Genomic DNA, 12,591 nt, shown 5'->3' with positions numbered 1-12,591 from the left:
GTCAGAGCGCCTCCTTGGCTGTACGCTTGATCAGCGGTGCGTTCGGATCAGTCTCGAAACGTGCTTCAAGGACACGAATGCCCAGGTGATTGGGCAGGCTGATGCGATGGGTCAAGGCCAATGTCATCGCTTCGGTATCGATGCGCAGGGTGTCGGTGAGCATCGGCAGTGGCAGCATTGCGCCGTTTTGCAGGCGCAGCAGTACAAAGGCGCGATGGCCGGGCAGTTCGACGCACAACGTGCCGTCGGGTGTGAGGTCGGGATCAGTTAGATTGAACAGCTCAAGGCGAAATGCGGGCGGTGGAAACTCGATCTGCTGATCGGTCGGTGCGCCGTTCCAGTAGGCGAAGTCGAAACTCCGTGGCAATCCCGGCCAGCGTTCTTGCTGCCAGGTTTCGTCATAGGTTCCTGCGAGCGGCAAACGAGGTGCCCATGCACGCCCCACCACGCCAAATCCAACCGGTTGATTTTTATAGCTGGCCGCGACCTGCGCCATGCCGTTGGCGTCGAGTTCGCCTTCGGGGTGTTTGACGCGCTCCAGCCGCCATACCGGCTTGTCAGTGGGTTCGATTTGTGGCGCGGGAAGTTCGCGCAGCGGCTTGTCTAGTTGAAAACTGAGGTCTTCCTGGCGCTTTTCGATCCAGCCCCGGCCCAGCGGGTTGCTGTAACAGACTTCGTTGAGCAGATAGGGCGGCGTATCTGCATCAACGGCGTGCTCAGGATTAACCACCATGCTGCTGCCCCCGAAGGCATATTCCCAGCGCAAAGGCACCGAGGTGGCCGCTTCCGGTTCGGACAATTGCCAGCCACCAAACAGACTGCGTCTGAACTGCCGAGGGCCGGTGAATTTCAGCTGTTTGTCCAACAAGTCGTGACGTGCCGGCGCGTTGGCCCTCTGCTTAAAAGCCTCTTGCCGCGCTGCCTGCCACTCAACCAGTTGATATTCGGTCAGCCGTTCGCCGGGACTTAACGGGGTCGGCAGTGGCACGTCGATACGGGGTGGTGCCGCCACAGGCGCACTGATGCGCAACCCTGCCGTCCAATGCGGCACCGCTTGGCCCTGTGGCGCATAAGCATTGCCGACCACAATCACATCACAGCGCGGTTTGAACGGCGCCAGGTCGCTTTCTTCGCAGACGCTGCTTAACCCTTCTTCGCCGTAATAGATATCAGCGGTACACAGCACCAGCGGGTCATCGTCCAGCACCTCGGCCCGAAATTGCCCCGTATACCCGTCAATCGGCAGCAACCGATAACCCACTTTCATGACCAGCACCGGGTACTCTTGATCGTCCACACCCAGCGCGCTGAAACACAACGCATCGAAGGGCGTCAGATTGCGAAATTCCATGACGCGCCCTCAGTTGATATCGACGTCTTTACCGTTGATCTGCACGGCGCCACTGGCGCTGAAATCGAAGGTGCGGCCATTGATCAGCACGGTGCCGTCGGACTTCATCACCAGGGTGGATTTGCCCACCGTGACCTTGAATTCATCCCCGGCGTCGATGCTGAATTTCTTGCCCACCGCCACCGACTTGTGGATACCAATCTGCTCGCTCTGGCTCAGCCCCACAGTGGTGTTCATCGCCGCGCCAACACTGGTCTGATACGCCGCGCCGATGGTCAGCGCCTTGGCCAAACCGATTGTTTCCGCTTTGGCGAGTGCAATGGTCTCGGCTTTGTTTCCGCCGATGGTCACGCTACGGTTGGCGCCAATCTGGATGGTTTCGTTCTGGCCGACATCTTCGGTGCGGTGATCGCCGATGGAGACCTTTTCGTTGTGTTCCACGCGTTCGCTGCGGTCATTGCCGACGAAGATGCCGTTGTTGTTTTTGATGTGGACGTTCTTGTCTTTCTCGGCATGAATAAACACTTCTTGCTGCCCCAACTCATCCTCAAAGCGCAGCTCGTTGAAGCCAGGTCCCTTGTGAGTGCGGCTTTTGATGGTCATCCGCGTCTTGTGTTTGGGCAGCTCATACGGCGGCAGATTGGTTTGGCGGTAGGTGCGGCCCGTGGCGATAGGCTGGTCAGGATCGCCGTCCAGGAAGCTGATGATCAGTTCCTGATTCACGCGCGGCACGGCCATGGCGCCCCACGTCGCACCGGCCCAGCCTTGCGACACGCGAATCCAGCACGAACTCTGATCGTTGTTTTTATCAGCACGATCCCACGGGAACTGCACCTTGACCCGACCCCATTCGTCGCAATAAATCTCCTCACTGGGAGGCCCGACCACCGTGGCGATCTGCGGGCCGTCAATGCAGGGTTTTTCACGCAGCGGCGCCTTCCAATCCGAGGTCCAACGGATGGCGCTGGCCTTCATTTCATAAGACGTACCGAGGCCGCTACCGAACGATTCTTCCTGCAGGCTGGTGTGCTGTTTGCCTTCGTGCTTGATGGCGATGGTGCGCCAACGGTCATTGAAGTCTTCACGCGGATGATCGTTGAGGTCGAAGGCCAACCCCGGTTGCAGGCGTTCATCGTCGCCTTCCACATGGGCCAGCTTGGCGTCGTTGCGCAGCGCGGCCAGACGCGTCTTGGTAAAGGGCTTGCCGGCGATGTCGCGTTTGTAGCGGCCGGGATAGTCGTAGCGTTCGTAGTCTTTGTGCTGGTTGTTCAGGTCCTGATCGCCGGTCGCGGTGTGCTGTTGGTTGTAGCGCGGGTGGGTGAAGGTGTAGTCGCGCTGCACCTGCACGGCGGTGCGCACTTGTTCGGTGTAGTGGAAGCGGTTCAGTGCCGGTTCGATGGCGTCGCCGCCGCCCATGGGCTGGTAGATCACCGGGCAATCAGTGTGTGTACCAATCGTGCCCAGCCCGCCGACGCGGTCGGTGAGGACCAGGGTGTGGCCGTCGGCGCGGTGTTCGAAGGTGTAGAGCAGGCCTTCTTCGGCGGCCAGGCGGGCGATGAAATCGAGGTCGGTTTCACCGGCTTGCACGCAGTATTCGCGGGGTTGGTGCTCGAAGCAGATCTCGCTGCGGATGTCGGTCAGCTTTTGTTCGGTGAGGACGCTGGTGATGATGTCGGGCACTGTCTGGGCCTGGAAGATGCGCCAGTTGGAGCGTAGATCGAAACGCTTCAGGGTCGGTTCGACCACGGCGGTGTAGCGGGTGCGGCGAAAGCCGGTGTCGCCTTGCTGGAACAGGCTGACCAGGCCGTGGACGTAGCGCACTGGGGTGTCGTCGCGCCAGATGGTGAACACGGCGGCCAGGTCGAGCATGCGGTAGAAGTCGATGGCCGGGTGGTGACTGACCAGCTCCAGTTCCAGTTTGAACGGCTGGGAGAGGCCTTCTTCGAGGGTGAACGAGACCACTTCGAAGGGATCGCCCCGCAGCGGTTCGAAGGTGTAGCGCAGGTCGCTTTGACGGGGCATGAAACCTCCTTGTAGTGAGTCCGGATCAGTTGATCATCCAGCTGGCATCGCCGTTTTCCAGGATGCCTTCGTGGTCGGTGCTGTCACCGACGCGGGCTACGGCTTTGCCGTTGATGATCATTGAGGGCGAGCCGCTGATGATCACGGCACCGCAGCCGAGGGTGTCGCCGACACGGGCGATGGCGCGGCCGTTGACGGTGACGTTGCGCGTGCCGCTGTTGACGGTGGTGGGGCCACACAAAGGGCACTCATGGTCGTGTCCGACCAAAACGACGGCGGGCATAGAACCTCCTGATATGTATCGAGTCAGTGAGTATTCCGCCGTGCAGAGATCTGTACGGCGGAACGTGCCGGTTGGCGATTAAGCCGGTTTACGCCAGTCATCCGACGCTTCGGTGCCGGCCACCACATGGCTCCAGCTGACCTTGCGATAGGCCAGGCTGGTCTTGATCAGTTGGGTGTAGTTTTCGTTGTCACTGTCTTGGGCGTGGGGCAGCACGGTGTGGATCTCGACGACGGTGGCGTCCTCGAGTTTGGTGGTGAAGAAGTGCTCCTGTTTGCCGTCCCCCGAGGTGCGGAACCACTTGACCTCGACGGTCGGCAGCATTTCACCGGTGGCCAACGCCTGGTAGAGCATGGGCGAGGCTTTGCTCAGGGCGCTGGTGAAGACCAGCGGTTTATGCACGCGCTGACCGGCGGGCTGACCGCTCTGCGGGTCGGTAGGCGTGGTGATTTGATGATCGATTTCCTGGGCAAGGATTTCGTCCTCGTGGCCTTCCACATAAACGTTGCCCACTGAGTCAGCGGTGAACGCGCCCTTGGTGATATGGCCTTGGCTTTGGCCGTGGATGCTGATGTAAGCAGGTGTTGGCATGACAAACTCCTTGTCGCGATGATTAAACGACCCTGAGGTCGTGGGTTATGGCCCAAGAGGCCATGGCTTTGCAGCGGCTCGGGATGAGCACGCTGAAAATCGGTTACAGGTTGAGAATCCGCTCCAGGGAGGTGAGTACTTCCTGGGTGATGCTGTTCAGGCGCATTGAGTAGATCGTGTAGGCGCAGGTCAGCACGGCGGCGGCCAATGCCCACGGCGTCCACAACGGCCAGGCGCGTTTGATCCGGTAGTTGCGCGGGGCGACGTTCTTCAGCGGATCAGTCAGGCGTTTGGGCGTCTCGCCGCGCAGCGGGCGTAACAGGCTGTGCAGTTGGTTGATGATTTTTTGTATTTCGTCATCGCCCTTGCTATGGGCGCCGTATTTGCCCTTGAGGCCGGAGATCAGGCACTGGTACATGAACTCCAGCACATGCTGGTACCGGGCCGCTTCGGGGATCATGTTGTTCATGATGGTGAAGAACCGCTCACCGCCTCGGGTTTCCCCATGGAACTGGCTGAGCAATGAGCGTTCACTCCAGGTGGAGAGCCTGCCCCAGGTGGTGCGCATGACCACTTCGTCGATCAGCAGGCACAGGCTGTAGGAGTAGGCCTTGAGCATGCCGGCGTCGTAGTCGAGCTGGCTGACCTCTTCCATGATTGTGGTGATCTGGTTGCTGACGCTCTGGTACAGCGCGGTCACATCATCGTGGTGGTCCAGGCGGCGCAGACGGATGACCAGGCCGATAAGGGGCGTGGCGGCGTCGCAGAGCGGATTCCAGGCCAGGCCGCGCATGTCGAATTCGGGGTCTGCGAGCAGCGGTTCGGGTTTGGGCTTGGCCGGTTCCTCTACGGCAGCGGCCTCCTTACTGCTGGTGGCCTGTTGCAGATAGCCGAACATCAGGTTGCCGTCATCTGCTGGGGGCGTGGTTTTGGTGGGTATGGACTCACTCATCTTTCTCACTCCTGATGGCCCAGAACTGCAATTCCAGCTCCGGGAATTCACCGGCGATATGGAAGCCAAACCCGCTGCCACTGCTCAGGCTTTGCCAGGTGGGGTGATGGCGGTCGAGTTCGAAGTAGCTGAAACCGGCATGGAACGGCAGGTGCCGTGGCGCGACCGGCAGCGGCAGTAGCGGGATGCCCGGCAGTTGCAGGCTGACCAGTTGTTCCAAACCCTCGGTGGAGCTGATCTTGATCTGCTTGGGCAATTGCTGGCGAAGGGTCTCCGCTGGCAGTCCGGCGCGCACGGCAAGAATGAATTCAGCGTTGTCCAGCAGGCGCTTGTCGTTCAAGGTAGCGGTGCGTAAGCCGTATTGCTGCACGTCGATCGGCAGCGACACTGCACGCGGTTGCAGCACGGTGCCCAAGGCACGGCGCAGGGTGTGTTCCAGGAGCTGGAAAGACTCGCGCAGGTTGTCGTGCTGGTAGGCCGGGTATTCCTGGGGCAGGTGGCCTTCGTCGGTAAAGGTCACCAGTTCGCCGCAGGCCTGGGCCAGTGCGACGTACAGCCGTTCCGGGTGGACTTGGCGCTGGCGGGCCAGGTGCTGGAACAGCGGGAACAAGCGGTTGAGGGTTTGCAGCAGGTTGAAGTCGGTGACATCGGCCACGCCCGATTGCCCCGGCGAGCCGATGCGTTGCGCCAGGTTCTCGGCCCGCGCGCGCATCAGCCCGGCCACTTCACCCAGGTAGCGGTGCAACGCCGGCACGGCCTGCAAGGACAGGCTGGTGGGGTAGAAATGCTCGTCCATCACCAGGCTGCCATCCGGGCGCTTGTCTTTGATCCTGCCGATGGCGATGCCGGTAAAGGCGCTGCGGTCGCTACGTTCAAGCATCAATTGAAGGTTGGGCACGGCCAGGTCCATGCCGACCTGATCGCCGTCATCGCTGTGGGTATCGCGGATTTCTTCGCGCCGGGCGATGTAGCGGCTGTTGCCGTAGCGGTCGGGCCAACGCACTTCGAGGGCGCCGTTGGACCGCAGCGGCAGGGCCAGGTAGACGATCTGGTTGACTGCGCTGCTGTCGGCAATTTCCAGCGGCGCGGGTGGCGCCAGGTCGCGAGGGATATCAAAGACACTGCCGTCGGGCATGATTCCGCACGCCTTGGTAAGGGCAACTTTGCCGAAGCTCAAATATTCGCTGTTCAGCTCCAGCTCGCTGAAGCCGTAAAGGGCGTCGTTCAGGCTGTGCACGCGTTGATGCACGGCGGCCTCGGCGGCGCGGGCCTGTTGCTGGAAGTGCTGGGGTTTGACGAACAAACCTTCATGCCAGATGACGGGGTTGCGTGAACTCATCGGTAATTACTCTGCGCAAAAGCGGCTGAAAAGGGCGTCATCGGGTTTCCCCTTTGAGGCTGACCTGGGCGGCGTCCAACTGCACCAGCACGGCGTATTGCCGGCCCTTGGGCTCGACGCGCAGGTGCTGTTTCCACTGGCCGACATCGGCGCTGTGGTAGTTGGCGATCACTGCGATAAACCGGGTGTCCTCATCCAGGGGGCGTAGGTCGACGAACTTGAATTGGCCGGGTTGGAGCAGGTAGTCGTCGGCGCGGATGTAGGTGCTGCCCAGGGTCTTTTTCAGGTTTTCGGCCATGGCCTGCGGGCTGGCGTTGACCAGAAGCGAGTCGTCGGTCAGCTGCAAAACCTTGAAGGCGATCGGCGTGGCAACGTGCTGCAGCGCCGGGTTGCCCCATGGCGTAGTCAGGCTGACACCCCGGGCGTCGTAGTCGCCCAGCAAAGTGTCTTCGAGGGGCGACATCGGCTCTACGGGCGCGGGCTCCAAGCTCAGCGGTGACTGCGCCGGTACGTTTTCGTAAAGGTGGTTGAGCAGGGTTTGCACTTTGTCGGTCAGTGCCTGCGGGCTGCTCGCCTGAACGTTGAGGGTGTAGGGCGCGCGGCCCGCGTCTTCATCCGCTGCGGTGCCGGTGCTGATCAGGCGCGGGTTGACGTGGTCGCTGGCGTGCAGGCTTAGGGAGTAGCGGCTGGGTTGATCGTCGGGGTCGCCGACCGGAGTCGACGGGGTCCAGATCACCTGGCCGATTTTGCCGAGCATGGTGCAGCCGCCGAGGGTGAGGCAGGCCAGCAGCAACGTGCCCAGGCGCAGATTGCTGAACAGGCTGATGGGCTTTTTGGGTGCAGCCGTGCAAATGTCAGCCAGCGGCTTTGGTGGCTCTACCGCAATCATTGCTCGCAGCGGATCTCCTTGTTCCGCTAAGTCCACTGGTTGGCAAAGGCGCTCGAACTCCGGGCACGTGGCAGGTCGCGGATCGGGCAGGGGCAGGCTCGGTAACTCCTCCAAATGCCAGGCTTGCATGCCTTCCGGGTGACCGGCGAATAGCTCATCGAGTGACCGCTGACCTGGGGTGTGCTCACCGAGCTGCACCGCGACCCGATATGCCCCAATCTGCAACAGGTCGCCATCGTTGAGGCTCACCGCAACGTTGCGCCCCAACGGCAAATCATGGCCATTGGCGTAGGTGCTGCCGCTGCGGTCGATCACGCAAAAGCGCCCTTCGACAACACGGATGTCGCAGTGGTTGGGCTGCACGCTGTTGTGGCGATCCTCCAGGCGCCAGTCCGCCGCGGCACTGCCGATGCTGCCGCCCTGTGGGCCAAACCGGTGAAGGGGCAAATACCCGTGCAGCAACTGTGCAGGATTATTGATAACCAGGGTCAGCTTCATGCGCGCCCCCGAATCCGCACTACGGCGGGGTGACGTTGTTCCTGGTCTTCGATAAAACTGGTCCAACCCAAGTGGGTGCCGCTGTCGCGTTGCAGGTTGAAGGGCGGCACGTCCTCTTCGCGCAGACCCAGTTCCAGGTCATAGGCGGTGACGTCGCGCAGCAAAAAATCCATCAACTGGCGCAGTCGTCCGAACTGCTCGCCGCTGGGCAAAAACTGCCGAAAGCGCGCCTGGGTCAGGTTGGGAATCACCAGAGTGAACTTGCTGGCGCGGGTCTTGCTGCGGTCACCCACCACAAAGTCGCTGCCCAGCGTGCCGTTGGCCTTGCCCAGCGCCATGCGCTGACGCTGTGGCAGACTCACCGAACGCACTTCGAATTCACGGATGTGCACGCCGTGCAGATCAAAGCAATGCTCGACGATGCCGGACACCACCGAGGGCGAGCGGCTGCGGCTGGCGATCAACCCGGCAAAGCTCAGCAGGCGGCCCCATGGCAGCGGTGTTGCACCCCGCAGGTCGTTGTCGTTCAACCCGATCAGGGAAAACACATAGCGCGAAAAACGGTCGCTGGCTTCGGCCTGGAAGCGAATGTAGTAGCGGTACTTACGCCAACTGTGATGCAACAGAGTCAGCAAACGATGATTAAAAAAGTCCATGAACGCCGGACGTATCCCTCGTTCCTGGGCCTGTTCGTAGGCAAGGCGATCCAGGTAATAACCGGGCAGCGGCGAGTCGGTGCCGTGCAGGCCAAAAAAGCTGGTCTGCAAGCGATAGCGCACCTCTTCACGATCCTCCTCAAGGCGTGCCGCCTCGACCACGTCGGAGGCCGGAAAGCCCAACCCCGCATGGCTTTGCAGACGCACACGGCGGCGCGCCGCCGCACTCAAGGGCTGTGCTTCCAGGTCATCACCATGCAAAGCGTGCAGATGCTCCAGCAGACGGTGAAACGAATAGTTCCGCGCGTCGGCCAGCAGCACATCGGCTAGATCACGGGTTGTCTGCCGGTCAACAGTGGCCATTCATAACGCTCGTTGTTAGTGGTATTGATCACTTCCAGGCGATGGAAGGAATTGATGCTCGCGTACAGCGCAAAAAAGTGGGAAAGCACGCTGGCGAACAGGTACAACTCGCCCTCGCAGAGAAAGGCGTTCTGGTCCAGTTTCAGTTGGGTCTGCAGGCCGCGCACCGGCTGGCCCTTCATCAGCCAGTCGATGGGTGTGGTCACCGTCTCGTGGATGCCATTGAGGCGCTTGCGGGTGGCGCGGGCCTGTTGCAGATCGTGCAAGGCGGCGAAGTCATAGGTACGGATCACCGCCTTGAGCGGCTCGGCCGACAACAGCGACAGGTAGTTCAGCGACAGGTTGGAAATCAGTGTCCAGTGCAGGCTGCTGTCCAGCACCGGCCGGTAGCTGCGCGTCGGTGCAATCAGGTTGGTGTAGGTGGCAAACGACGGCGTGACCTCGGTGGACAGCGACACATCGCCCACACCCAGCATCTGCGGCAGATCGCGGTTGCTGCAGGTCAATTCGATGGAAGCCGCTTCATGCTCGCCGATGTACAGGCTTTCATCACCGCGTACGAAAGCGATGCGATGACGCAAGCCCTCACGCCCGTGGGACTCCTCGATATGCGTGCGGAAGTACAAGGCTGTGCGGCCCCGCGCATGTTCGATCTCATGCTGGAACGACTCGAACGGGGTAAACCTGCGCAACGGATCACCCTTGCGCTCCTTGTCGGCGGCATCCCAACCGGCCACCCGGTCGACACTGAAAATCTCGTAAGCCTCGGGCTGGTTGCCGCTGGGGCTGATACGCCGCTCCAGGCTGCGCCCATCCAGTGCAATAGGGTTGGCATCGTGGCGGAACAGGTTGACCGCCGGCGTGCAGTAGAGGTGCAGATCGCTGGTGCGCAGGCGAATGTCGGGCGGCATGGGCCGGGTGAACTGAAATTCGAAGCGCAGGGTTGTGGCGCTGACATCCGGCCAAACGTGAGCCAACCGAGTCAGGCTGAAAAAGTGGAACCGTTGCGGGAACACAAAGTATTCCTGCAGGATCCGGTAACCATCGAACACATTGCGCGGGTAGGGCAGCAGTGCTTCTTCGGCGGTAAAGCCGGGAAAGCCAATGTCCTTGGCCGACAGACGATAGCTGTGACCATTGATGTGCAGCGTAACGCTGTCCAGATAGTGGGCGAGCCACAGATACAAGGTCAGCGCAGTGGCGTTATCGCCACCCAGATGAAAATCCAGCTGATCGCAGGCCATGCTGGTCAGCGGTTGCTCTGTCAGCACCTTGAGGTCGATGCGTATCACAGAGGCCTCACGGCTGTGGGCGTCGCTGACTTCCTGCAAGGCCAACGGGTACAGGTTGACGTCGGTGCAGGTGCGAAACTGGCAGGACACACCATTCACCGGTTTGGCAAACAGTGGTGTGCCCTTGGGAATCACCTGGCGCTGGCTGATCGCATCGGGCAGTGGTGTAAAGCGAATGATGGTCGCACTGGGCAGAGGGCGCAGGTAGTTGGGCCAGAGCATCTGCAACAGCGGATGGGTCAGCTCCGGCAAGTCGTCTTCGATCTTCATGCCCAGCTTGGCGGTGAGGAAGGCAAAGCCCTCCAGCAGCCGTTCCACGTCCGGGTCGCCAGCCTGATCGCCGAGAAACTGCGCCAGTTGCGGGTTGTCCTCGGCAAACTCGCGGCCGAGTTCGCGCAGGTAGCGCAGCTCCTCGGCAAAGCGTTGTTTCAAGTCCATCGCATCCTCATTTCACCCGGGTGTAGCCGTCGCGGCCGTGCATGGCCACCTCGATCTGCACCTGTTCTTCCTTGTGATTGACTCGCACCTGGCAATCCAGGCGAAAGTTCAGCTCCAACGGCAAGTCCGGGTCGGGCTGATAGCGCACGCCCGTCACCGTGATGCGCGGTTCAAACGCTTCCACCGAGCGCCGGATATCGGCGCTGATGGCGACCACCATGTCACTGCTGGCCTGGGTGACTCCGTTAAAGTCGCGCAGGCCCAGTTCAGGGCTGCTTTGTGAGCAGCCCTGGCGTGAGTTGAGCACCTGTTCCAAGTGACGTTTGATCGCCTCGACGCGCTGGCGCGCCTGTTCATCCGCGTTGCCTGGGTGGTAGCGCGGTGCATCGGGCTCCAGGCGTTCGAACAGACTGCGGCCCACCTATTGGGTGTCCAGCCGACCGACCAGGGAGATTTCGAAGTTGGCGCCCATGTACTTGAAGTGCGGGCGTACTGCCAACGACACCTGGTACCAGCCTGGATTACCTTCAACGTCCTGCACTTCAATTTTCGCGGCGCGCAAGGGGCGACGGCTGCGCACGTCGGTCGACGGGTTTTCCTGGTCGGCGATGTATTGCTTGAGCCACATGTTCAACTCGCGCTCCAGATCCTGGCGTTCCTTCCAACTGCCGATCTGCTCGCGTTGCAGCACCTTGATGTAATGGGCCAGGCGATTGACGATAAACAGGTACGGCAACTGGGTGCCGAGCTTGTAGTTGGTCTGGGCTTCCTGGCCTTCGCGGGTCTTGGGGAAGTTTTTTGGTTTCTGCACCGAGTTGGCCGAGAAGAATGCCGCGTTGTCGCTGTCCTTGCGCATGGTCAACGGGATGAAGCCGGCTTCGGCCAGCTCGAATTCCTTGCGGTCGGAAATCAGCACTTCGGTGGGGATCTTGGCCTGCAATTGGCCGAGGGATTCGTACAGGTGCACCGGCAAGTCGTCCACCGCACCGCCGGATTGCGGGCCGATGATGTTCGGGCACCAGCGGTAGCGGGCAAAGCTGTCGGTGATGCGCGAAGCCATCAGGAACGCGGTGTTGCCCCACAGGTAGTTGTCATGGTTACCGTCGACGGTTTCGTCATAGCCGAAGCTGCGGGTCGAGTTGTCCTCGGTGCTGTACGGCGTGCGCAGCAAGAAGCGCGGCAGGGTCAGGGCCAGATGGCGGGCGTCTTCGGATTCACGCAGGCCGCGCCATTTGGTGTGGCGAGGGCCGTCAAAAATGTCGCTGATTTCCTTGAGGTCGGGCAAACCCTGGAAACCTTCGAGGTTGAACAGCTCTGGGCCTGCTGCCGAGACGAACGGCGCATGGGACATCGCGCCGATGGACGCTACATAGCTGAGCAACTTAATGTCCGGCGAGCTGGGGCCAAAGGTGTAGTTGCCGACGATGGCGCCGACCGGCTCGCCACCAAACTGGCCGTAACCGGCGGTGTAGACGTGCTTGTACAAGCCGCTGCGGGTGATGTCGCCGGCATTGTCGAAGTCGTCCAGCAGTTCTTCTTTGGTGACATGCAGCATTTCCAGCTTGATGTTCTCGCGAAAATCCGTGCGATCCACCAGCAGCTTCAACCCACGCCACGACGACTCCAGTTGCTGGAACTGTGGCTGGTGCAGGATCACATCCATCTGCTTGCTCAATGCGCGGTCGATTTCAGCAATCATCTGGTCGACCCGATGCTTGTTCACCGGCTGTTGGTGATCGCCGCTTTGCAGGATCTCGCTGATGAACGCGGCCACGCCTTGGCGGGCAACGGCATAGCCTTCCTGGGACGGGCGAATGGTGGTGTTGGCCAGCAGTTGGTCAAGCAACGACGTGGGGTCGTCAGCCACCAATACTTGGGCGGCGGCGCTTTCCATAGGCATGGGGAATACTCCGTTGA

General features: G+C 61.0%; 11 protein-coding genes. All 11 read right to left on the bottom strand.

What is annotated here, in order from left to right:
* Position 1: 1 nt before the first annotated feature.
* Positions 2–1,351, bottom strand: coding sequence for a DUF2169 domain-containing protein (locus L8I05_RS26655; protein WP_242174774.1), 1,350 nt, complete (start codon positions 1,349–1,351; stop codon positions 2–4).
* Between the two features lie 9 nt (positions 1,352–1,360).
* Positions 1,361–3,373: a type VI secretion system tip protein TssI/VgrG gene (gene tssI, locus L8I05_RS26650; RefSeq protein ID WP_242174772.1), complete on the bottom strand. Its 2,013-nt coding sequence runs from the start codon at positions 3,371–3,373 to the stop codon at positions 1,361–1,363.
* 25 nt (positions 3,374–3,398) lie between these two features.
* Entirely contained in the window at positions 3,399–3,656 is a 258-nt protein-coding gene (locus L8I05_RS26645; protein ID WP_242174763.1) for a PAAR domain-containing protein, read from the bottom strand.
* A gap of 78 nt (positions 3,657–3,734) precedes the next feature.
* Complete coding sequence (locus L8I05_RS26640) at positions 3,735–4,247, bottom strand: Hcp family type VI secretion system effector (RefSeq protein ID WP_242174753.1); 513 nt, start codon at positions 4,245–4,247, stop codon at positions 3,735–3,737.
* 103 nt (positions 4,248–4,350) lie between these two features.
* A complete protein-coding gene (gene icmH / locus L8I05_RS26635) occupies positions 4,351–5,199 on the bottom strand; it encodes a type IVB secretion system protein IcmH/DotU (RefSeq protein ID WP_242174750.1) in 849 nt (282 codons plus the stop codon).
* Entirely contained in the window at positions 5,192–6,538 is a 1,347-nt protein-coding gene (tssK, locus tag L8I05_RS26630; RefSeq protein WP_242174746.1) for a type VI secretion system baseplate subunit TssK, read from the bottom strand. The genes icmH and tssK overlap by 8 nt, the downstream gene beginning before the upstream one ends.
* Positions 6,539–6,575: 37 nt before the next feature.
* Positions 6,576–7,925, bottom strand: coding sequence for a type VI secretion system lipoprotein TssJ (gene tssJ, locus L8I05_RS26625; RefSeq protein WP_242174721.1), 1,350 nt, complete (start codon positions 7,923–7,925; stop codon positions 6,576–6,578).
* The gene (gene tssG, locus L8I05_RS26620; protein ID WP_242174719.1) at positions 7,922–8,944 is read right to left on the bottom strand and encodes a type VI secretion system baseplate subunit TssG; all 1,023 of its coding nucleotides are present in this window, start codon (positions 8,942–8,944) and stop codon (positions 7,922–7,924) included. Before tssG ends, tssJ begins: the two co-directional genes overlap by 4 nt.
* A complete protein-coding gene (tssF, locus tag L8I05_RS26615; RefSeq protein ID WP_242174687.1) occupies positions 8,908–10,674 on the bottom strand; it encodes a type VI secretion system baseplate subunit TssF in 1,767 nt (588 codons plus the stop codon). The genes tssG and tssF overlap by 37 nt, the downstream gene beginning before the upstream one ends.
* 7 nt (positions 10,675–10,681) lie before the next feature.
* On the bottom strand, positions 10,682–11,095 hold the full coding sequence (gene tssE, locus L8I05_RS26610) for a type VI secretion system baseplate subunit TssE (protein ID WP_242174680.1): 414 nt from the start codon (positions 11,093–11,095) through the stop codon (positions 10,682–10,684).
* Positions 11,096–12,568, bottom strand: coding sequence for a type VI secretion system contractile sheath large subunit (gene tssC, locus L8I05_RS26605; RefSeq protein ID WP_242174953.1), 1,473 nt, complete (start codon positions 12,566–12,568; stop codon positions 11,096–11,098).
* Positions 12,569–12,591 lie beyond the last annotated feature (23 nt).

The sequence above is a fragment of the Pseudomonas sp. MONT-RG-20F-20-E-7-02 genome, assembly GCF_022662395.1.
GTDB lineage: Bacteria > Pseudomonadota > Gammaproteobacteria > Pseudomonadales > Pseudomonadaceae > Aquipseudomonas.
Note: the sequence above shows the minus strand (reverse complement) of the source record. Positions and strands in the feature narration are given on the sequence as shown.

Bases quoted from the DNA above. Each gene is read 5' to 3' on its own strand.
- L8I05_RS26655 (WP_242174774.1), bottom strand. From the start codon at position 1,351: ATGGAATTTCGCAATCTGACGCCCTTCGATGCGTTGTGTTTCAGCGCG.
- tssI (WP_242174772.1), bottom strand. From the start codon at position 3,373: ATGCCCCGTCAAAGCGACCTGCGCTACACCTTCGAACCGCTGCGGGGC.
- L8I05_RS26645 (WP_242174763.1), bottom strand. From the start codon at position 3,656: ATGCCCGCCGTCGTTTTGGTCGGACACGACCATGAGTGCCCTTTGTGT.
- L8I05_RS26640 (WP_242174753.1), bottom strand. From the start codon at position 4,247: ATGCCAACACCTGCTTACATCAGCATCCACGGCCAAAGCCAAGGCCAT.
- icmH (WP_242174750.1), bottom strand. From the start codon at position 5,199: ATGAGTGAGTCCATACCCACCAAAACCACGCCCCCAGCAGATGACGGC.
- tssK (WP_242174746.1), bottom strand. From the start codon at position 6,538: ATGAGTTCACGCAACCCCGTCATCTGGCATGAAGGTTTGTTCGTCAAA.
- tssJ (WP_242174721.1), bottom strand. From the start codon at position 7,925: ATGAAGCTGACCCTGGTTATCAATAATCCTGCACAGTTGCTGCACGGG.
- tssG (WP_242174719.1), bottom strand. From the start codon at position 8,944: ATGGCCACTGTTGACCGGCAGACAACCCGTGATCTAGCCGATGTGCTG.
- tssF (WP_242174687.1), bottom strand. From the start codon at position 10,674: ATGGACTTGAAACAACGCTTTGCCGAGGAGCTGCGCTACCTGCGCGAA.
- tssC (WP_242174953.1), bottom strand. From the start codon at position 12,568: ATGGAAAGCGCCGCCGCCCAAGTATTGGTGGCTGACGACCCCACGTCG.